The sequence below is a fragment of the Paenibacillus sp. S-38 genome (assembly GCF_049942825.1).
GTDB lineage: Bacteria > Bacillota > Bacilli > Paenibacillales > NBRC-103111 > Paenibacillus_G.
Window position 1 is genome coordinate 1,649,791 of sequence record NZ_CP187970.1, and the last position, 20,756, is coordinate 1,670,546.

Sequence of the window (20,756 nt, forward strand, 5' to 3'; positions counted from 1 at the left end):
AAACTATAGCTCAACGATTACAAAGAAACGGCAGCCGTGGAAGGCTGCCGTTTTTCTCAACTAACAATTAAACTTCTATTTGTCTCCAAACTTCTTTCCGAACTCCTCCATTAAATCAATAATTGGAATCAACTCCTCACCTTTTGATGTTAATGAATATTCTACACGCGGGGGTACTTCTGGATAAATTTTACGATTAATTAAGCCATCAGCTTCTAATTCTCGAAGTTGTTTTGTTAGGGAACCTTGTGAAAGTCCCCATAATCGACTCTTAATTTCATTATATCGACGCGGGCGAAATTTTAAAAACCAAAGAATTAGATACTTCCAACGTCCCGAAAGTATGTTTTGTGTGTAGGCGATACCATGTACTTCTCTATGATCTTTCTTACATTCGTCACTAAATCCATCTTCATCTATTCTAGACACCTTAATCACTCTTTTCTGCTGTTAGGTACGAAAAAGTGTACTATCTCAATTTTTATTGCCTTCTTCAAATATCCGAGCAACGTATATATATTAGTACATGTATACAGATTACTCAATCAGGGGACATAAAATAGAATATTGGAGGAATGGAAATGAGATTTGGAATTATAGGTGCAGGACCAATTGGGTCTAATATTGCGAAAAAATTGGTTGCAAATGGACATGATGTTAAGATTGCAGATGCTCGTGGAATTGAACGCTTGGAAGGAAAAAAGCTTTCAGGAACACCTGTAATCGTTGAAGATGTAATTAAAAACATTGATGTTCTTATAACATCTATCCCTTTCCATGTGCTACCAAGCATTCGCAACATTATTGATAAAGTTGGGGAGGAAGTAGTCATTGTGGATACTTCAAACTATTATCCTCAATTGAGCGGTAAAATCGAAGAAGTTGAGAACGGGATGGTTGAAAGTGTTTGGGTATCCAAGCATTTAGGGAAACCCATCATTAAAGCATTCAACAATTTCTTAGCCTATACGTTAGAGCATCATGGAACTCCCGAAGGGACGAATGGACGCATTGCTATAGCGGTTGCTGGCGATGACTTATCCCATAAGCAAATCATCATGGGTGTAGCAAACGATCTAGGCTTCGATGCCGTAGACAGTGGTTCTTTAAACGATTCGTGGAGACAACAACCAGGAACCCCTGCGTACTGCACCGAACTTACAAAAGAGGAACTGGCTATAGCCTTAACTAAAGCGAATAAAGAAAAAGCTCCAATTTTACGTGATAAGGTGATGGAAAAGCTAAATTCTACTGGTGGTTCCTTTTCAATTCAAGATGTTGTTAAAGCAAATAGAGAAATCTTCAATTCTTAAAGTTAGAAACCTTTATCGAGGTAATTGACGTTCAACTAAACATTCCTGTATAGCCTAAGAAAACGGCTTTGTCAAAAAAGGAGCGCCTCGGTATGATGGGTTTGTCCAATACACCATCAAAGAGGCGCTGCTTACTATGAAGTTTAAGCAATCTGACGCACAAATCAACGGATTGAACGAATCACTACCTCTCACCTCGTTGTAGGAATTGATATGGCCAAGGAAACTCATGTCGCACAAGCCACCAACTTCCGGGGAATCGTCCTTTCCAATCGTCATCTTGCCTTCAAGAACACTGCGGAAGGGTTTGAAAAGCTGAAGCGCTGGATCGAGTCACTGCAGCAAAAACACCGCTTAAAGAGCTTCATTGTCGGCATGGAGCCGACAGGACATTACTGGTATAACCTGGCCAATTGGCTTGTTGAGCTAGGGATTAATGTGGTGTTGGTAAACCCGGCAACAACCAAAAGGAACAAGGAAAATCGGGATAACTGTCAATCCAAGAGCGATCCAAAGGATGCATTGGTTATTGCAGATGTCGTTAGCCGTGGCTATTACTACGAGTACAGTCGGCAGGCCGAAAGCTTTCAGCGGCTGAAAGTCATGATGAGTGACCGGGAATTCTGGGTTACCAATAGCGTACGACTGCAAAATCGTATTATTCGCTGGCTGGATATCCGCTTCCCCGAATATGCTTCCGTATTCAATAAGTGGACGGGCGTAAGATCGTTGGCGACACTGAAGGAGTTCCCGTCTCCACTTGATCTGAGAGGCCTTTCCACTGCAGAGATTATTACAGGTTGGAGAAAACACATGCAGCGAGCTGGCGTCTGCTCAGGTATTCAGAAAGCCGCGGAACTGCTCTCTAAGGCGAACCAGAGTGTAGGGGACTTACGTCGCTCCATGAGGCCAAGCAGGATCTACAGCGGTTAATTGAAGAGTATGAACGAATCGAAAGTCATTTAGAGCAGATTGAAAGGGACGTCGCATTGCTGCTCGAAGACATCCCCATAGCTGGCCAAATGCGCTCAGTTAAAGGTCTGGGAACAATTTATATAGCAGCCATTCTCTCTGGCGCAGGCGATTTAACGCAGTATGCTCATGGGCGTCAACTGCTGCGAAAAGCTGGTTTAAACCTGGCTGAATGCATGTCGGGGAAACGTAAAGGGGAGGTTATACTCTCCAAGCGAGGGAGTGCCGTTCTCCGGAAGTACATGTATCTTGCTACCCTAACCTTAACAGGAGTCAATCCGATCTTCCGGCAGTTACATGAGAATAATCTCAAAGTGAAGCATATGAGCAAACAGAAGTCGATACTTAAACTGCTGGGGAAACTGGCGCGGATATTAATTGGAATGGTACACAGTGGAGAGTCCTTCACACCTGAAAAAACAGTGCACACTTCGCTTCAAGCAGCGTAAGAATGTAAGCTCAAACGTGGATTGACTCATTCGCAGGATTTCGAACAAAGAAAGCACGGAGGACCGAGTTCGTTCCCAAAAAGGGCACAGACCCATTCACTAAACGCTATCGGTCTCCATACCTTGGACAGGTGTAACGAAGGAATGTAAGGGCACAGACCCGTAGAGCCTTGGGATGGTTAGTCTCCAAGGGATTGTGGAGTATGCGTGCAGTAGAGTAGACCTGGGGAAATGTTTCTGAGCGTTTCTTCTATTCCCGCATACCCAAAACTGATCTTATGGATGTCTGTGGAATTATTTCCTGGCTTAATCCTGCATTCCAAGGTGATAAAATCCTGCGAATGAGTGAGCATACGTGAGATAAATCCTTAATACTGAGGGACGGAGAACATTAGTTCAATAACTGAGGTTTGGAGGAAGGGGTCGAGGATAGCGTTAAATTTCTATGCGGTAGTCCTTTTGTATTCTGCTGGCATACTTTTGCAATTGGTTTTCTTTTTTTGTTTTTGTACTCGTTGCGATGTCCTTTATGATATTTTCTATGCTGGTGCAATTATAAACAACATCCACATAAAGTAGCATAACACCAGGGAGCAGATCGCCGCGGGCAGCTGCTCCCTAGTTCTCGTTAAGCTAAAGGGCTGGACGCTTGAAATATGTGGTAATATTTAGTGGGGTATCTATAGGGAGGAATGAGCCTGCTCAGTATAAATTAACGTATCCGAAGGAGCGTGAGGCCATGTATCGCGCGCAGGTTTCGATTAAACCGTTCAATCCTAAACGTCCAGGCGCACTCGTAGGCGTCATGGTGAACGTATCGGAGTATCTAGGAGCACTTTACGGAAGCATCGCGGAGATGAGAGGCGCCGGTCCATATAGTCCTTGTGCCGAGTGTAGTGAAAGCGTGGGTCCGGCCAACATTGACCCCAGCCGCATGATCGCCTCCGAACTGTCGCTCAAAAACGGTGCCGTCCTTTTATGGGCTGGAACAAATTGTGCGCCAGTGCAGAGGATCAGGCAGCTATCTACGATGCTTGGTATCGATTACCAGAGGCCGCTTGAGGAGCAGGATCAGCAGTTTATTTCCATCCTGCTGTATGGGTATGACAAGGAACCCGTTTCGTTTGTATATAACAAGAGGCCACGTATTGACTATTACCGCGGCTGTGTATCCGATATTCAATTCATGATTGATGCGCGCACAACCGGCCAAGGCAATCGGAGGATGATTTCATTTTTCTCCCAACAAACGGAGTGTCCGGCGTGCTGGGGGACGAAGTTGAGTAAGGATATAATGGATATTGACATTAACGGCCTTACGTTGGCTGAGACCGCTAAGCTGCCGATACCCGAATTACTTTCCTTCATTCAGAGCTTATCGCAGTCTATGGACGCTCATGGAAATGAGATTGCCGGCCCCATCATCAGTAATCTCATGCCGATGCTTCACTTCCTTAGGAAAATTGGCCTCCGGAGACTGCCTCAGGTTTCAGTTCAAGGTATTCTTTCGTAAGACCCTGCTGGAGACGCCGAAATCTGCCCGTACCGAGAATGGAGGCTGGGCTGCTTCGCTGCGCTAATGAGGTATTCGAGTTGAAGATACGAAGGCAGCTGGCCAGGATGATCGGCTGTCTTCGCAAAGTTTTTAGGAGGAGTACCGATGGGGTTTATCTTATTTCGATAATAGCAATAGGTATATGCCTGTCCGTCTTAGTTTTATATTATTTTATGCTCCCGAGTAAGGACTTCATCTCGACCAGCGCGATTCCGAAGTCGTTTGTTATCCCCACCCCGAATAGGATGGATATTCAGCATAATTATGAGTGCGCCGCATTTTCAAGCGCATACGTGCTGAGACATCTTGGGATGGAGTCGGATGGCAACAAGCTCTATAAAGATTACTCTAGAAAGTTATATGATGGAACGGTTACCCCTAAGGGCATTGTCTTGTTCTTTAAAAGACTAGGTTATGACGCTTCTTTTTTCTGTGGGAATGTTGATACCCTAAAGAAACAAGTGAATCTAGGTATTCCAGTCATTGCGTTTATACGGGTTTTTCCTAACCAAAAGGATTTACACTTTGTACCGGTTGTTGGTTATGATGAGGAATATTTTTACTTGGCAGACTCTTTGGAACACACCATTAACTGTAACGAAACCTACTATAACCGAAAAGTATTAATCCAGGATTTTGAGGCATTATGGAGAACTTGGGTACCGTTTTGTAAAAACACGTATATTGTGATACGCCAAATGTAACGGCAGCGGGCTAGTCTAGGACGTCCAGATGGAATAGACAGATGACTTAAAATTCATAGTAAGGAGCGCCTCCTCGATGGTGTAGTGACAAACCCATCATACCGAGGCGCTCCTTTTTAAAACATAACCATCCGAATGTCTGCAGCTACTAAGTCTCCTCTACCATCTCTCGTTATTAATTCAGCCTACGCCCACTTCCGAAACATATTGTTCGCTTCTTGGGAACTATCCTGGGGTTGAGGCAGAGCATGCAAGATCTTTGCTTCTCTGCTTAATCTCTGACTTATCCAGAAGTACCTTTGTCGATTGTTTATCCGTTGGCGCTGCGTCTATGTGCTTTTCGGATGTCACCACTTGATAATGGAGCTTCGGCCTGGGGCGATAGAAGACACACTCGTGTATCCATTGTCCTGCGCTTTCCTGCCGGATGGAATGCAGGATCGCAGGCACATCTTTGCCATCCGCAGTACGCAAAATTAGATACATACCTTCAACACGGTTCTTCAGCTTCATAAGTGGGGAATAATGCATCTGAAAAAACAAACGGCTTGAGCGCGTCAGGATCGATTCGAACAGGCTGCCGCACAAACCGAAACGGTCGTAGCCAAGCAGGTGAAGAAGTGTTTCGCTGACATCCGTGATCATCTGGTCTTCTGTCATAGACAGGCAGCCACAGGGTTTCTCGCTGAATCGTTCGTCCATTCGTTTCTGGCTCCTTCCATGACGAATAACCTCAACATCCAGTCATAACATACGCTTGGATAAGCCGTATGGTTTCCTCGGGATGGCTGACATGAGGGCAGTGTCCAGTTGCTTCCATCAGACGCAGTGTACTGTTCGGAGTGTGCAGATGGATATACGATCCTACCTCCAGGGGAGCTATCAGATCCTGGCTGCATTGAAGAATCAGCGAAGGTACCGTAACTAAGGGGAGATCCTTACGGTTATCTGCAAAGAAAGTCGCTCTGGCAAACTGACCTGCAATAACGGTATCTACAGCGCAAAAGCTCTCCTTCAACTCTTCGGCCAGTTCCGGGCGATCCCCATTCCCCATGATAACAGGGACAAGATAGCCAGCCCAACCTGAGTAATTGTTCTACATCAATTGGAGCAGATTCTCCAGGTCCTGCTGTTCGAAGCCTCCGATATAGTCAGGTAGTTTATTTATATAACGGGGGGGAGGGTCCGATCAGAACTAAGCACTTGAAATAATTTGGGCTTCGGATGGGGGCTAGAATTCCCGATCATCGCTCCGACGGAGTGTCCTACGAAGACAACGTCAGAGAGTTCCAATGCATCGCAAACTTCCACACATCCTGAGCATAACCCTCGAGCGTCTGGTATCGTGCAGGATCATAGGCCCGTAGATCGGATTGTCCTGTACCTACAAAGTCGAATAAGACCGTACTGAACTGCTCTTCTAAGGCCGGCGATACGAAACGCACATGTTTTGATCACAACCGAAGCCGTGGGCGAATAACATCGAAGAGCTGCCCTTCCCCTTGAGCTTGACGTTATTGCGCGTTAATACGGATTGTATCATGAATAACAATCTCCCGTTGACGTCAGACTTTGTCTATATGAAAAGACATTAAATTCTCCGAAGGCATAAGGATAAGGGGATGCTCTCCAGATTTTGCCCCGAGAGTACCCTTGGCTTGGTTACCCAACCTATTATGTACTAGCTTACAAATTGTTGTAGTATTTTTTGGAGCACTTCACTCCTAATAGGTTTACTTATATACTCATCCATCCCGGCGGCCAGACACTCTTCTCTATCACCTTTTAAGGCATTGGCAGTAACTGCGATGATAAAAGGGCTGTTTTCCTTGCGTTCTTCCTTTATCCTTCTGGCGGCGTCCAAGCCATTTAATATGGGCATGTGCACGTCCATAAAGATGAGATCAAAAGGCTCTCTGCGTATAGCTTCGATCGCGTCTAAACCGTTTTTTACAGCTGTGACCCTATGCCCCAACTTTTCAAGCATCTTGGTTAGCACAAGCAGGTTAATTCTATTGTCTTCCGCAAGCAAAATGCTTGCTTGTCTAGCTGCCTTCAGTGAATTGATATTATGAACTTCTCGGGGTGGAACCGTCACTTCTTTCAATATCATAGTAAAGGTAAACGACGAGCCGGTCTTGCCGTCGCTCTCCGCATAAATTTCACCACCCATCATCTCGACAATTTTACGGCTTATAGCCAGGCCCAGCCCCGTACCCTCGTGCCTGCGCGTCATGAAGCTGTCAATCTGCGCAAAGGGTTCGAATATTTCATCCAATCGCTCCGGATCAATCCCGATGCCCGTATCTGTTATTGTGAAGGCCAATCGAGAGGGTTCTTCTTTTACTCGCTTCACCTTTACAGAAATGCTGCCCTTTGGCGTGAATTTTACCGCATTGCCCAGCAAGTTAAGAAGTACCTGTTTGAGTCGCTCAACATCGCCATAAATATAGTCTGGGACATCGTGATTTATGGTATAGGAAAGCTCCAAATTCTTATCTTCCGCTTTGGATGATACGACAGATAAGCTGTCTTTAATAGACTTCCGCAGTTCGAACGTTTCTTCATGCAATTCACTGCGGCCCGCTTCAATTTTGGAGAGGTCGAGGATGTCATTGATAATATTAAGAAGGGTTTCTCCGCTCTTACGGATGATCTCCACATACCCCTGCTGCTCTTGAGTAAGGTCGGTAGTTTCAAGCAAAATTTCAGTCATACCGACAACCCCGTTCATAGGAGTTCGAATTTCGTGGCTCATCATAGCAAGGAACTCGCTTTTGGCTTTGTTGGTAGCCTCTGCTGTCTCCTTCGCGAGAACCAATTGCTTCTGCTCCGAGATATCCTTGCAAATCAAATAAAAACCGATATTTGTCTTGTTCACGAAGATGGGGGCAATACTGGTTAGTACTTCGACAATTTCTCCACCTTTGGTTACAAGGGTATTAATATCCTGCTCGACGGTATCATCGTGTAGTGCATTTTTTAGAATGTGGCTTACGCTTTCCTCACCGATCAGATGACTAATCTTCATCCCGATCAATTCCGTTTCAATACAATAGCCGGTAAGTTTTTCAGCGACACGGTTTGCATTGATGATATGACCGTCAAGTCCAAATGAAATGATTGCATCATGGTTGTACTTTTTGAGTGACGTATACCGCTCAACAGACTCTTGTAGCCGCTGCTCGGATTCTTTTTGTTTTGTTATGTCAAAGAGCTGGCAAATGTAGTACAAAGGCTTTCCTGCTTCATCATGGAATAACCTAAAGGATAGTAGTCCCCACATTAACCCGCCATTCTTTTTACGAAACCTTTTTTCTAAATGCATCCCCGCGTTGTCTTCCGATAAGAAATTCTTCGAATGCTCCATGCTTTCCAATGGATTATCTAAGTAAAATAGGTCAAAGAACGATGTTCCTTCCAGTTCTTTTTTTGTAAAGCCCATAATCTGCTCCATTGCGGGATTTATTCTTAGAATAAGACTGTCTGCCGCAATAAGGGCGATACCAAAAAAAGCATGTGTAAATACCTGTTGATTAAATTTTTCTTCATTCAAGTTTACTCGATGCATGGCCTGCCTCCGTAGGTATGAAGATTATGTAGATAGGAAGGGAGATTCTTCATTAACAAGGACTCTTTTCTTGGACGAGCAATGGACTACTTAAAAATATATTTAATTACCCATGTTCAAGTTCGGTGAAACAGGAGGGGGCAGATCCGTAAGAAATAATTGGGATACTCTCTAAAGATATTAGTACCAAGCTAACAAATCAGTCATTCATACCGATATCCTAATGTAAGACGACAGACCTCGAGAAGACATCATGAGCTTTTTCAAACCAGTCATCTTGCTAATGAATCGAATGAAATACTTGCAAAAATTTTGTTTGATGGCGGCAATATTGGCCCTGCCGCTAGTCATCATGGCATGGATGATGCTTGGCAGCACCGCAAACGAAATCTTAACTTTGAAGGAACGACAGCAAGGCGCCCGTTATAGCGCCTTGATTCGAATGATTCTGCAGGATGTACAGCAGCACCGTGCCTTATCCGTGAATGTCCTTAATGGGGATGCTTCCTATAGCGGGGCGATGCAGGAGAAACAGGCTGAAATCTTAAAGGATTTTCAAGAGGCCGAGGCGTTCGAAGGTTCTATTCAGAACTTCCTCCGCTCATCTGGGGAATTGAAATAATTGAAGGAATACTTGGCTGAAACTCGCCGCAGAAGTTAAGGGCTTAACCACTGGACAGTCCATAGTAAGGCATATAAGCTTGAATGCAGATATTTTGCACTATATGAAACAAATTTCGGATGAGACTGACTTGGTGCTTGCGCGCTCTATTTCAAACTTTTATGTCATTGAAGATGTGACGAGAAACTTACCCCAAGTAACTGAAAATATCGGTCAGCTTCGTGCCATCGGGACTAATATTGCAGCAATGAAGGTAATGACGGAAGAGCAAAGAACAAAGCTGAATGCACTACTGCCCGCCGTTAGCCCTGCTCTGCACTCCATTGAGTATTCATCAGAAGTGATAAAAACCAACGATCCGCAGCTGTACGATAGCGTATTAAAGCAGCCGTATCAATTACTGAACACGGAAGCGAGTAAACTGGTTATGTTGTACAAAAGAACTTTGTCACGGGCTGGCAACCACGACTATCGAAAGCGCCTTTGCTTACTATGATGTACAGGTTATAGGAATGACAAGTCTTATGGAAACTCAACTGATTGAGAAACAGGCAGTTCAACGAAATTTAAGGCCATTCCTATCATCCCGGAGAGAGCTGAATTATCGGCCTCTCGGGGATTTTTTATATGCTTGAGTATTACAATTTGAACCAAGTCTGATGGTCATGTCCCAATGCCGCAGACTATTTTCGCAGGAAGTTGAGATGCCATTTCAAATACAGCATTCCTAAAAGGTAGAATGGAATCGAATACCACAATCTCCATCCTTTGTACACGAGGTACCCGAAAAGGGTAGCTAACCACTCAAAGAAAATAGCAAAACAGAGTACACCCGAAAGATATAAAATAAATTTTATTCGTTTCTTCGGTTGGAAATTTAACACGAGTACCCCTGCAGACGGCGCAAGGATAAATTGAAGAACTAAGTCGTTGAGTGATATATCGGGATTAATAAAATCGTAAAGGTCAAAGACAACACCTAAGACCAGATCCGTATTTATAGTGAAGGCAGCCATCACAAACCAGGTTGTATAAATCTCTTTTCTATTTAAGCGCTTGGGTAATGAAAAGATGGCCAAGATGATGAGTGCAGAGGAGACATATGCAAATATATTGCCATAATGAAGTAACACGTTTCAGCCCCTCCTGGTGAAAACCCCTAGGACTGTATCCTAGGAGCGACCGTGAATCCAGCCGGATGTACAAGATTCATTATCAATATTGACGTACCTTAATACTTTCATACTTGTGGAGGTAGGTGAAACGATGCTGGTCGTCGAGGGGATGATATGAGGATGGTGAAATGCCCCCATTTGATACCTGAGCCCACGGCCTTTAAGGAACAGCACCTTACGTCGGTGGCTATGGTCCATCATGTCCATGAATTGCGCATGGCCCGGGAATTGCGATCACAGCTTGATAATCTGGTTAGTCTTTGCGATGCCTGTCACAATAGAATACTTCGCATCACATTATTTTTGGCGCAGTCGTTGAACTGTCTTGGAACGTTAGAGCAATAACCAGGGGGTGGATCGACGCGGCAGCTGCTCCTTTTGTCATTAAGCTATTGAGAAGATTAGTGGAATCCGTTCAGTTGGGCCCAAAGCTAAGTATATGCATAAATTTTCCCATGCTGACGGACACTATTAATGATCCTTGACATATAGGTGGTATATAAATGGATGAAAATATGGAAAGAGCAAGGGAATTAGTTACTGCATTAGTCCAAACGAATATAGAAAGGTTCATGAACCATGGTGGGTTTTTAAGTCCCCAATGGTGGATGCTCGTTGCATTTACAATCGTTCCATGGGTTATTTGGGTAAAGATAGTGGATAAAAAAAGAAAGCTTGAACTTGTGGTGGTTGGACTATTCATTGCGATTGTAACTAAGCTTTTAGACATAGTCGGTTATAATTTAAATTATTGGGATTACCCCATTCAAATGATACCTCTTGTGCCTGAGGCATTTGCTTTTGACATGTCAATGGTTCCTGTTGCGTATATGTTGTTATATCAGTATTTTAAGACGTGGAAATCATATTGTCTCGGTTTACTTTGTATGAGCGTGATCTACGCTTTTATTGGGGAACCTTTTTGTAATTTGATCATGGTTGTTGCGTATTTCAAGTGGAAGTATATTTACTCATTCTTGTATTATAACGTAATCGGAATCACCGTAAGAACGATTGCAGATAATCTTAAAGGGACATATGAAGGGCTAAACTCTTACCCGGCTAAGGAAAATTAAAATTTCGACAAGCGTGAAACGAGTACGTAAGCACAATAAAGCAGCCGTAGTCTAAGACTTTATTTTTCAAGTCATAGAATGCAGCAGTTTAACTTTAGGGCGTGTCTAATACTTATTTTTCGTAGTTTGTCGGTTTTGCAATTCAGAATCCGCCCCCGTCGGGGAACGATAGCACAACACCAGGGAGCAGATCGCCGCGGGCAGCTGCTCCCTGGTTCTCGTTAAGCTATAGGGCAGAATAACGTAATAAACAACTACGCTACAACTGAGAAGAAGTTGTTGACAGATCTATAAATTTCGATACTATTAGAAATATGGATATACCATATTTTCCCTCTGGATAAAGAGGCAAATATGAGAAAGAAGGGGTTATAAGGAAGAGCCATTAACCTTTGTTAGTCATCGGCGATTCCGGACTGGGAATGGTGCAAATTAGTATTCCTTGTTTTCATATCTATTAAAGGGAGTGTAGTAATGGGAAAACAAGTATATATTATCCACGGATATGGAGCTTCACCAACCAATCATTGGTTCCCTTGGTTAAAAGAAACGCTATTGGCTGACGATCATCAAGTTTCGGTTCTTCACATGCCAAATTCGTCTGATCCCAGGCTGGAAGAATGGTTGGATACATTAGCTAATAGTATAAAGAGTATGGATACCAATACTTATTTTGTCACACATAGTTTAGGGTCCATCACACTATTGAAATACCTAGAACAATTAAATCCGTTGCCGACCTTTGGAGGCTTTATTCTTGTTTCTGGTTTCGCTAAACCATTATCACTCTTACCTTCATTAAATCCTTTTACAGAAAAAGAAGTGGATTATAACAAAATAATTGTTGCAACAAATTCACGTACTATTATCGCTGCAAAGGATGACAATATTGTTCCTTTTCAATTCAGTCAAAATTTATCAAAACAATTGGACGCATCATTCATTTCTGTCGAAAAGGGTGGCCATTTTCTAGAAGATGATGGTTATATTACTTTCCCGGCGGTTTATGATATTTTGAATCAAATGATCAAAGTTATATAAAATAGTTGCGCTCTTTTATCACCCTTTCCTCCCAAAGCAGATTTGCAGGACGAAGTATCAATCTCACTTCCGGTCTTAAGGGAGCAGATCGCCGCGCGGCAACTGCTCCCTTCTTCATTGAACTAACGGCAGGGCTCCAGTATTCAAGTCCTGGCGTGAGGTATTGCGAATTATTTCTAAAGTATAGACAAGGTTTAATTTGCGATCATGGACAATTTCAAAGCCTATACCGAACAAAACTAATCATCGCGAAGAAGACGCCGGGGATGATGCCCGGCGTCTTTCTTTTTGTAACCTAATACGAACGCTTTCTGTTAGCCTTAGCCTTGTGCCGCATCCATGTTCATGTAGTTAATGGCCCAAAGATGGCCGTCCAAGTCCACGAAGCCCCAATGATACATGAACCCATGATCTTCAGGTTCAGCGTGCAATTTCCCGCCTAAGGAAACCGCGGTATTCACGATTTCATCGACCTTTTCCCGGCTCTCGAAGGCCAATGCGATCGTCATCTGCGCATACTTGCTCGTATCGACGGATTCCTTCTCCGTGAGCGTATTAAAGAATGCTTGATTGATCAGCATGACCTGCAGGTTGTCGCCGATCACGATGGCTACCGAATTCTCGTTCTCGGGGAATTGCGGGTTGAGCTCGAATCCGAGTCCGGTGAAGAACGCTTTCGATGGTTCTACGTTTTTTACAGGCAGGTTGAAGCTCGTGAATGTGGACGTTAATGCCATTTTCAAAACACCTCTTCGTCAAATTAGTTTGTGTTCATTTATGCCTTTGTTTATATAGACGACAACCGATCCGGGAATTCATCGGTCTCATGGATTCGGAAGCGTAATTTTTAAAAATAACTTGGTGTTGAGTTCAGATACTCGCCATTCCCGTAATGTATTGTGCAGGGATAAAGATTGAACCTCTCTAAAAAGGATTCGTCTGAGGCTTAACGGTTATAAATCCTATCAAATCGATAGCATGAGCCGGATCGTCGGCACATGAAGCTGACCAAGCCAGTCAAGGGGCGGATTCTGTATCTAACGATTAATCGCAGAGTGCAGCTCACCGCGGAGCAAGCCATTCTCAATCAGATCGCGACAACACGGTTAATTACACGGCCTGCCGGCGAGATCCTGCAGGCTGTTCAGCTTACGGAGAACGTTGAATACAAAGGGGCGGCCGCGGGCAGCCCCTTATACCCACCCAATTATTTTATTCAGCCTAAACAGATCTACACAATCATCCATATAATACGGTATCGGTTCCGAAGGGAGAATAAAACATGAGCTGCGTGAAAGGCTACTTTACAAGCACGGCCACAATCCTGGTACTTTATATTCTGCTGGTCATCGTTCTGGGTGCAGGTTGGCTGATCTAATCGAATAAAGTGCTATATAAAGGTCGAACGCCGCTGCCTCTTGCCTAGCTGAAGAGATGTTTGGATCGTCTGTCAGCAGCGCGCCCATGTGAGAACCTCCTTTTACCAAAGAAGCTTTCAGGCTAATTGCTTGGGAGCTTTTTTGTTATTTCTGATATCCTTCGTGGACATACCTTTATTAGTCTGAAGGTAAAAAGCAACCGAAAACGAACCTTAGACTAGGCATATGCATAATTATGAAAATAAGCAATTGTTTTGAATGTTTTTTTATGCAGTGACCAAGGAGTGAGTTCATTATGGCATTGTTACCACCGTTTGGCTTTCCATCGATACCGAGTCATCCCCCAGTTATCCCAACGAATCCGACTAGTTCTTATTTCGTTGACTGCTTGTATCAATATACCTTTGTAAGGTTATGGAATGGGGAAAGTTTTTGGTTTTATCCAACTGCTGCTGGATACAGCGAGGTTTCCGGTTATCGATGGAATGGAAGGTTTTGGTTCCAATTTGTAGTGGACCCAAAACATGTGAGATTTGTATCTTGTCGTCCAGTTCCTACGCTTTACTGAGGAGGGAAGGCTGAGACAGGCTCTAAAGAAGTGCTTGATGGATTATGCTAAACAGGAACATTTGGCTGTCGGTATAACCCATCGCAGGATTTCTTGCTAAGGTAGGCGACATTAGCCAGTATCGCCATCCCAAGCAGATCACGAAGAGAGGCCGCAAGCGCCTACGTGCCTTACTGTTCAGAGTCATCATGCCATTGGTAGCTAAAAATACGGCCTTCCGAGCCTTGCACCAGTACTACACGAAAAGAACGGTAAATCCGTTGAAAAGGATGCAAACGCTCATCGCTTTATATGTAACGGGCAGCATATCCGACCTCCACCTCATGGAATGTGGGAGCGTAGACTCTGTGAGATGTGGGAAGTTTCACCGCCATGAATACATGTGGAGATCCAAAGGTGCGACCATACTTTACCAGAGTAGCCATTTTTCATTAGCCGGAGAACGTTAGCTCAATAACAATCAGGAGGAAGCTGCCGTCACACGATCGGCAGCTTCATTATGTTAACAGGGGAGCAGGATAGTTTAAGATCATTCGCGGTGAACCATACCATAAGTAGGGCGAACCATATTATTGCGATTTCACTACTAAGTTAAACCTTCGTAATGGACATACGCATATAGCACTGCTATAATGGACATATGAACACATATGACAAAATATTAGCAGCTGCTCTTAAGGTACTCGAAGAGGAGGGCGGAGCACAGTTTTCGACGCGAGCCGTAACTACAATCGCGCAGGTTACGGCTCCTACGCTCTACCACCATTTCGGCAATGCCGATGGACTTCTGAGTGCAGCTATAGTGGAAGCGTTCAAACAGTTATTTGAAAGCAAGATTGCCGCAGTGGAGTCGACCATACCAGAGATGGCCCTTCGTCAAGGATGGGATGACTATGTCCGCTTCGCGGCAGCCCGTCCTCGGATTTATGCGGCAATGATGGGGCGGTTGCTCGAGGGCGCCCATATCGAGGCGGCAGATCAGTCGTACCAAGCACTAGTTCGAAATATTCAGAGAGCCGATGCCGAAGGCAAATTGGCTGTGTCAGCACAGGCTGCGGCAGATCTGGTCTGGGCTTCCGCCAATACGGCCTCTTGGCTGTACGTGACGGCCCAGATTCGTAAGGCTCCCCCACCCCAACCCGACGTCGTTGATCTCATTCGGGAGAGCATAATGCAGGTCATTTTGATCCAAAGGCCGGACGCTGATTCAAAATGAGGATTCGATGACAGATCCTTGAGACTCCAGACAAAGCCCCAATTGGGGCTTTGTTTGGTTTCCTGGTAAAGATGAAGGTCCACGAATAGTGGCACACAAGAGAGATCACTATCCAAGCAGGATGGCGATCTTTTTCATTTTCAGAGGGATTCGATGATCTCACTCCTCACGCCATGGTATCTCGTGTGCGCCGAGGTACATCACGCAGCGCCCGCCAAAATGATGTTCAGGCCGCAGGACAACTCTCCGTAAAAAATATAGCACTGCTATAGACATCTTTGTATAGCGGTGATATAATGCCTGTATAACAGTGCTATACAGTGATCTTATCAAACCTAGGAGGGTTACTATGTCATTCAAAACTCAAGAACTGGTTGTCGTAACAGGTACGTCCAGCGGCATCGGCAGGGCTACTGCGGAGCAGCTCGCCGCTGACGGATTTCACGTTTTAGCTGGGGTTCGTCGCCAGGAAGACGCCGACAAAATTAAACGCCAAAATATCGAGCCGGTGATCGTCGATGTTACCAATATCGACACACTAAAGGCGCTGGCCGAACGGGTGGAGCAAGATCCGCTTGGTCGCCCTTTGCGGGCCGTGGTCAACAATGCCGGCATCGCCGTTAATGCACCTCTTGAGATGGTTCCGCTTGATGAATTTCGCCGCCAGATCGAAGTCAGCGTGATCGGGCAGGTCGCGGTTATTCAGGCGCTTACCCCGGCCTTGCTGAACAGCGGCGGGCGCGTGGTCAATATCGGTTCGCTTGGCGGCAAGGTCTCCATGCCCGGTTTCGGAATTTATTCGGCTGCAAAGTATGCTATGGAAGCGATCAATGACAGTCTTCGCAGGGAGATGTCCTCGTTTGGCCTCAAGGTAATCATGATCACTCCGGGTGGCGTCAGCACGGGCCTGTCGGAGCAAGGGATTACGACAGCGGAGCGGCTGGCCAAATTGATGACGCCGGACCAGCACAGGCGCCATGATCGTCTTTTTGATGCCGTAAAGGCTCAGGCTGAAACATGGGCAACGGACGGTATCCGCCCCGAGAAAGTGGCAGCAGTGGTTTCACGAGCAATTCACGTAAGTAAGCCGCGCACCCGCTATACGGTCGGTCGCGATTCGGCACTGCTGACCCGACTGGTCCGTATTCTCCCAGACAAACTCCTCGATCGGATGCTCCGCAGCCAGATGAAGCTGCAGTAACGGGCATTTTACGAATGCCCGCCATTACAAAACGGGAGAATGAATGATGTCACAACAACAGTTTGAACATGCCATTATTGTAGGTGGATCTTTAGGTGGTCTAATGATGGGGCTTGCGTTATCCCGTTCTGGTTATGCAGTGACCATTCTTGAACGTGCAGGTTCATCATTAAGAAATGGTGCTTTTATTCGCTTACACACAAAGCCTTATCGTAATAGTGAAATTGAACGAGAATTAAGACACTTGGCATCCAATGGTAACAACAATGTTGAAGCCTGGTCGGCCATTCAAGAACGTTTGCTGAACGCGGTTGCTAAAGAAGCTGGTATTACCCTGCAGCACCATACACGAATTGTTAGTATTGGGCAAAATGAATCATCTGCTTGGGCTACCAGTGAAAAGGAGCAGACGTTTAAAGGAGACTTTTTGATTGGCGCAGATGGATATCGCAGTATTGTCCGCCGTTATTTAAGCCCTGACAAACCATTTGCAGATTATGCTGGCTATCTGGTTTGGGTAGGGAAAGTGGATGAAAAGTTGCTTCCAAAGAAAGACTGGAAAAAACGTCAGCTTTCGAACGCTTATTTCAACGATAGTTCTGCCGGTACATTGACAACTGCGGTGATGCCAGGGATAGAGGGGGGAACCAATCCGGGCCAGCGATGGATAGGTTTTTGCTGGTTTGATCATTCGCATAATCAATTGCTGTCTGAATTAGGGGTGTTAAAGGACGGGGTTGCCCAGCATTCCTTATACGGTGAAGCTATTCCGGATTCGCTACTGGAAGAACTATCACAAACCAGCCAAGCCAATTGGAGCAAAGAAGATGATGCCATTTTGCAAATCGCGATTAAGGATCGCAGTTTAATTGGGGCACCTGTTAATGAATACATCCCTAATATATTGTCAAAAGGAAGAATAGCCATGATCGGCGACGCAGCTCATACCATGTCGCCAATGACGGGCGCAGGCTTTAATGACTCACTTGATGATACGGTTGCGATTATGGACGCCATTAAAAAGTATCCGAATTCGGTAATAAATGCTTTGAGTGAATACCAAAGACGCCGTTTAGATGTGGTTCGTCAAGATGTTCTTGCGGGCCAAGGCTTTAATCGTTCTTTTGGACGCTTATAACAGAATTAAGCTAAGCCATTGATACACTGGGATTTTAAGCATAAATGGGGAATTTGCCCATTTGAGAACGGTAATGCTTTATAATTTAGGAGGAATTAGCATGAATGATACAAAGAACCGTTACGTTACTGTACTCTGGGAGGCGAGAGCTAAGGCAGGGAGAGAAGCCGAGATGAAGGCATTTATGACTGCTGCTGTCACCCCGTCACGCAACGACCTGGGCAACATTGACTATGAGGCTCACGAGGTAGAAGGCCAGCCTGGCACATTCATCATCTACGAGCGCTGGGAAAACCGGGATGCCCTCGATCGGCACCTGAGCGCCCCGCGGATGCAGGAACTGGTACCCCAGCTCTTAGAACTGATGGAGGGATCCATTGAGGAAGGGATTCGACTCCTGCAGCCGTTTCGCCCAGCGCAGTTAAATGCAACACCGAGGGGTTAAAGACTATAGAGGAGGAGGCAAAACGTTGGCAACGATCGATGATTTTGCAGCACTAGATATCCGTGTCGGAACGATTAAGGAAGCGGAGTTTTTTGAAGAAGCAAAGATCCCCGCGATAAAACTTAAAATTGATTTTGGACCGGAGATCGGGATGAAATCCTCAAGTGCACAAATAACTAAGCGATACAAGGTTGAGGAAATTATAGGAAGGCAAATTATAGGAATTGTCAATTTTCCTCCTCGGCGTATTGCGGGTTTCAAATCGGAGGTATTAGTTTTGGGAGGAGTCCCGGAAAAAGGAGATGTTATTTTATTAAAGCCGGATACTGAAATACCCAACGGTACTCCTATTGCGTAAAAAATAAGGATCTACGGCGATGCTTTTGTAAGTCTCCAGTAATAGCTGGAGACTTATTGGTATATACAATTCCACTAGCAGAGAGTGAGGGAAGGATAAGAGCTGTCAAAATTAACGAATTCGAGTTTTAAAGATAACTCAACAATGGGCTTATCTTGTTAATCGTACTGACATTCCATGCAGACGATTTAAATTATAAAGAGCAACTTAAAAGCCATAGGAAGATTTCGCCCTATTTGGTGATACGGAGAACCGTATCATAAGTGTAGCAAATATAATGGAAATACTATAAAGTGGAGCTGAAAAAGCAAACTAGGAAATAGCTTTAAGGTAGTATTTTACGGATGCTTTTTGTTGTTCATATAACCGCTAATTGAAATTGGAACGAAAAAAATCATCAATCTACAGTCAACATACAGATTGCTATGCTATCTTTTTCTAGGGGGGATATTTATGGGCATACGAATTCTGCTTGTCGAGGATGACGAGCATATATGTAATACCGTCAAAACCTTTTTAAGCGAAGCCGGATATAAAGTAGACGCCTGCATAGACGGTGAAGAAGCATATAATAAATTTTTAATCATAGTTACCAGCTTCTCATTCTCGACGTTATGCTGCCCGGTATGTGCGGACATGAGCTTTTACGGGAATTTCGCAAACTGAATAATACGCCCGTACTGATGTACTGTGAGGAACACGGCATTGCCGTACTGGTGAGAGGTCCCCTGGCACAGGGGTTGTTGTCCGGAGGATATACGAAGCAGTCCGTATTCACCGACTCGGTCCGTGAGGGATGGAATGTGGGAGGGGCTAATCGCGTTTGCATAGATAACTATTCGGCAGGCTTACATACGGCGATAATAGCGAAAGACCAGGGCAGGGTGCAAACGCCATGCGGCTGCGGCACCCTGGTTTCCTTGAAGTATAGAGGGCGAGCGCCGTCCTCTATTTTATTTTGCTGGTGCAGCTGCTTAATAAAATGAGACAATGACTTAGTAGATAAGATATGTTACTATTTTCTGAAATCATGCTACTGCACACGTTAACACGAAAGGTGAGAATGTATTGAGGCATCGAGTTTTAGGTTTTACAATGTTCTTCATCATAGTGGTTTTACTCAGTAGCTGCAGATACAGCAAAGAAGACAGAGATCGTTCTGGCCATTGGCGGAGAACCTTAATCGGGCTTCGACCCGACAACCGGATGGGGGCCATTTTATTTTTAGTTGCCATATTCCTTTTTTCCTATTCTATGGATGACTCCGGATTAGCCGCGAACTTAGAACAGCGGAATGTAAGTCCCACATTAGATCATCCTTTTGGAACGGACTGGCTCGGCAGAGACATGCTAACCCGTACGGTCAAAGGACTAACTTTAAGTCTGACCGTAGGATTGGCAGCGGGAGTCTCAAGCGTTGTGATTGCCAGTGTGATAGGACTTGCTGCCGCGCTAACGGGTCCTGCGGTTAATCGGTTCATAAGCTGGTTAACGGACCTTTTTCTAAGCGTTCCGCACCTGGTAACCCTCCTCTTCATTGCATTTGTGCTCGGAGGAGGATCCAAGGGGATTATCATCGGTGTGGCACTGACCCACTGGCCAAGCTTGTCTAGAGTTCTGCGTGCGGAGGTTATGCAGATCCGAACCGCTCCCTATGTCGCCATTTCACGAAATTACGGAAAGTCCCGTTGGTGGATTGCGACTAGGCATATCATTCCTCAGCGTTGGCCTTATACTCATCGTTCCTCATGCAATCCTGCACGAAGCTTTCATTACTTTTATTGGCATGGGTTTATCGCCGCACGAACCTGCTATTGGCATTATATTATCGGAGTCCATGCGATATTTGTCTTCCGGTTTGTGGTGGTTAGCTTTGTTCCCTGGAATATGCTTGTTATTAGTGGTACGGGCCTTTGCAAAGCTGGGAGAAAACATGAAGCAATGGATAGATCCACGCCATGCTCATGATACCT

Annotated in this window: 20 protein-coding genes and 4 pseudogenes; 18 read left to right on the top strand and 6 right to left on the bottom strand. The window is 44.9% G+C overall.

Annotated features, from left to right (window positions below; all coding sequences use genetic code 11):
* Positions 1–75: 75 nt before the first annotated feature.
* Positions 76–429 carry a winged helix-turn-helix transcriptional regulator gene (locus ACP26L_RS07845; protein WP_426451976.1) on the bottom strand — a complete coding sequence of 118 codons (354 nt, stop codon included), beginning with the start codon at positions 427–429 and terminating at the stop codon, positions 76–78.
* Positions 430–581: 152 nt separating this feature from the next.
* Between ACP26L_RS07845 and ACP26L_RS07850 the strand changes: the two genes are divergently transcribed.
* The 4 genes and pseudogenes from ACP26L_RS07850 (at position 582) to ACP26L_RS07865 (ending at position 4,993) form a co-directional block, all read left to right on the top strand.
* Positions 582–1,313, top strand: coding sequence for an NADPH-dependent F420 reductase (locus tag ACP26L_RS07850; RefSeq protein WP_426451977.1), 732 nt, complete (start codon positions 582–584; stop codon positions 1,311–1,313).
* A gap of 136 nt (positions 1,314–1,449) precedes the next feature.
* A pseudogene (locus ACP26L_RS07855) lies at positions 1,450–2,734 on the top strand (IS110 family transposase).
* Positions 2,735–3,473: 739 nt separating this feature from the next.
* Positions 3,474–4,247, top strand: coding sequence for a hypothetical protein (locus ACP26L_RS07860; RefSeq protein WP_426451978.1), 774 nt, complete (start codon positions 3,474–3,476; stop codon positions 4,245–4,247).
* 287 nt (positions 4,248–4,534) lie between these two features.
* Positions 4,535–4,993 carry a C39 family peptidase gene (locus ACP26L_RS07865; protein ID WP_426451979.1) on the top strand — a complete coding sequence of 153 codons (459 nt, stop codon included), beginning with the start codon at positions 4,535–4,537 and terminating at the stop codon, positions 4,991–4,993.
* A gap of 225 nt (positions 4,994–5,218) precedes the next feature.
* Here ACP26L_RS07865 and ACP26L_RS07870 read toward each other — a convergent pair whose 3' ends face one another.
* From ACP26L_RS07870 to ACP26L_RS07880, 3 genes and pseudogenes are all read right to left on the bottom strand, one after another.
* Positions 5,219–5,695: a hypothetical protein gene (locus ACP26L_RS07870; protein WP_426451980.1), complete on the bottom strand. Its 477-nt coding sequence runs from the start codon at positions 5,693–5,695 to the stop codon at positions 5,219–5,221.
* A 31-nt stretch (positions 5,696–5,726) separates the two neighbouring features.
* A pseudogene (locus ACP26L_RS07875) lies at positions 5,727–6,536 on the bottom strand (alpha/beta fold hydrolase).
* A 138-nt stretch (positions 6,537–6,674) separates the two neighbouring features.
* Positions 6,675–8,564: a PAS domain S-box protein gene (locus ACP26L_RS07880; RefSeq protein ID WP_426451981.1), complete on the bottom strand. Its 1,890-nt coding sequence runs from the start codon at positions 8,562–8,564 to the stop codon at positions 6,675–6,677.
* 292 nt (positions 8,565–8,856) lie between these two features.
* Between ACP26L_RS07880 and ACP26L_RS07885 the strand changes: the two genes are divergently transcribed.
* Positions 8,857–9,186, top strand: coding sequence for a hypothetical protein (locus ACP26L_RS07885; protein WP_426451982.1), 330 nt, complete (start codon positions 8,857–8,859; stop codon positions 9,184–9,186).
* Between the two features lie 103 nt (positions 9,187–9,289).
* Positions 9,290–9,682 (top strand): hypothetical protein, encoded by a 393-nt coding sequence (locus ACP26L_RS07890; protein ID WP_426451983.1) that lies wholly within the window; start codon positions 9,290–9,292, stop codon positions 9,680–9,682.
* Between the two features lie 187 nt (positions 9,683–9,869).
* Here the strand turns inward: ACP26L_RS07890 and ACP26L_RS07895 are convergent, their stop codons facing one another.
* Positions 9,870–10,319 (bottom strand): CBO0543 family protein, encoded by a 450-nt coding sequence (locus tag ACP26L_RS07895; RefSeq protein WP_426451984.1) that lies wholly within the window; start codon positions 10,317–10,319, stop codon positions 9,870–9,872.
* A 162-nt stretch (positions 10,320–10,481) separates the two neighbouring features.
* On the opposite strand from ACP26L_RS07895, the gene ACP26L_RS07900 reads away from it, so the two are divergent.
* The 3 genes from ACP26L_RS07900 (at position 10,482) to ACP26L_RS07910 (ending at position 12,478) form a co-directional block, all read left to right on the top strand.
* Entirely contained in the window at positions 10,482–10,706 is a 225-nt protein-coding gene (locus ACP26L_RS07900; protein WP_426454852.1) for an HNH endonuclease, read from the top strand.
* Between the two features lie 158 nt (positions 10,707–10,864).
* Positions 10,865–11,437, top strand: coding sequence for a CBO0543 family protein (locus ACP26L_RS07905; RefSeq protein ID WP_426451985.1), 573 nt, complete (start codon positions 10,865–10,867; stop codon positions 11,435–11,437).
* A gap of 474 nt (positions 11,438–11,911) precedes the next feature.
* Complete coding sequence (locus tag ACP26L_RS07910) at positions 11,912–12,478, top strand: RBBP9/YdeN family alpha/beta hydrolase (RefSeq protein ID WP_426451986.1); 567 nt, start codon at positions 11,912–11,914, stop codon at positions 12,476–12,478.
* A gap of 320 nt (positions 12,479–12,798) precedes the next feature.
* Here ACP26L_RS07910 and ACP26L_RS07915 read toward each other — a convergent pair whose 3' ends face one another.
* Positions 12,799–13,215: a VOC family protein gene (locus ACP26L_RS07915; protein ID WP_426451987.1), complete on the bottom strand. Its 417-nt coding sequence runs from the start codon at positions 13,213–13,215 to the stop codon at positions 12,799–12,801.
* Positions 13,216–13,760: 545 nt separating this feature from the next.
* On the opposite strand from ACP26L_RS07915, the gene ACP26L_RS07920 reads away from it, so the two are divergent.
* The 9 genes and pseudogenes from ACP26L_RS07920 to ACP26L_RS07960 all read left to right on the top strand — a co-directional run bounded on the left by ACP26L_RS07920 (position 13,761) and on the right by ACP26L_RS07960 (position 20,751).
* Positions 13,761–13,856: a YjcZ family sporulation protein gene (locus tag ACP26L_RS07920; RefSeq protein WP_426451988.1), complete on the top strand. Its 96-nt coding sequence runs from the start codon at positions 13,761–13,763 to the stop codon at positions 13,854–13,856.
* Positions 13,857–14,514: 658 nt separating this feature from the next.
* Positions 14,515–14,715 (top strand): annotated as a pseudogene (locus ACP26L_RS07925) (IS110 family transposase); the annotation flags it as partial.
* 350 nt (positions 14,716–15,065) lie between these two features.
* Positions 15,066–15,641, top strand: coding sequence for a TetR/AcrR family transcriptional regulator (locus ACP26L_RS07930; RefSeq protein ID WP_426451989.1), 576 nt, complete (start codon positions 15,066–15,068; stop codon positions 15,639–15,641).
* A gap of 349 nt (positions 15,642–15,990) precedes the next feature.
* The gene (locus ACP26L_RS07935; protein WP_426451990.1) at positions 15,991–16,842 is read left to right on the top strand and encodes an SDR family NAD(P)-dependent oxidoreductase; all 852 of its coding nucleotides are present in this window, start codon (positions 15,991–15,993) and stop codon (positions 16,840–16,842) included.
* 46 nt (positions 16,843–16,888) lie between these two features.
* Positions 16,889–17,980, top strand: coding sequence for an FAD-dependent monooxygenase (locus ACP26L_RS07940; protein ID WP_426451991.1), 1,092 nt, complete (start codon positions 16,889–16,891; stop codon positions 17,978–17,980).
* 100 nt (positions 17,981–18,080) lie between these two features.
* A complete protein-coding gene (locus ACP26L_RS07945; protein WP_426451992.1) occupies positions 18,081–18,425 on the top strand; it encodes a putative quinol monooxygenase in 345 nt (114 codons plus the stop codon).
* 25 nt (positions 18,426–18,450) lie between these two features.
* The gene (gene csaA, locus ACP26L_RS07950; RefSeq protein WP_426451993.1) at positions 18,451–18,783 is read left to right on the top strand and encodes a chaperone CsaA; all 333 of its coding nucleotides are present in this window, start codon (positions 18,451–18,453) and stop codon (positions 18,781–18,783) included.
* Between the two features lie 453 nt (positions 18,784–19,236).
* Positions 19,237–19,469 (top strand): annotated as a pseudogene (locus ACP26L_RS07955) (response regulator); the annotation flags it as partial.
* A 661-nt stretch (positions 19,470–20,130) separates the two neighbouring features.
* Positions 20,131–20,751 carry an ABC transporter permease gene (locus ACP26L_RS07960; protein ID WP_426454854.1) on the top strand — a complete coding sequence of 207 codons (621 nt, stop codon included), beginning with the start codon at positions 20,131–20,133 and terminating at the stop codon, positions 20,749–20,751.
* The last annotated feature ends 5 nt before the right edge of the window (positions 20,752–20,756 follow it).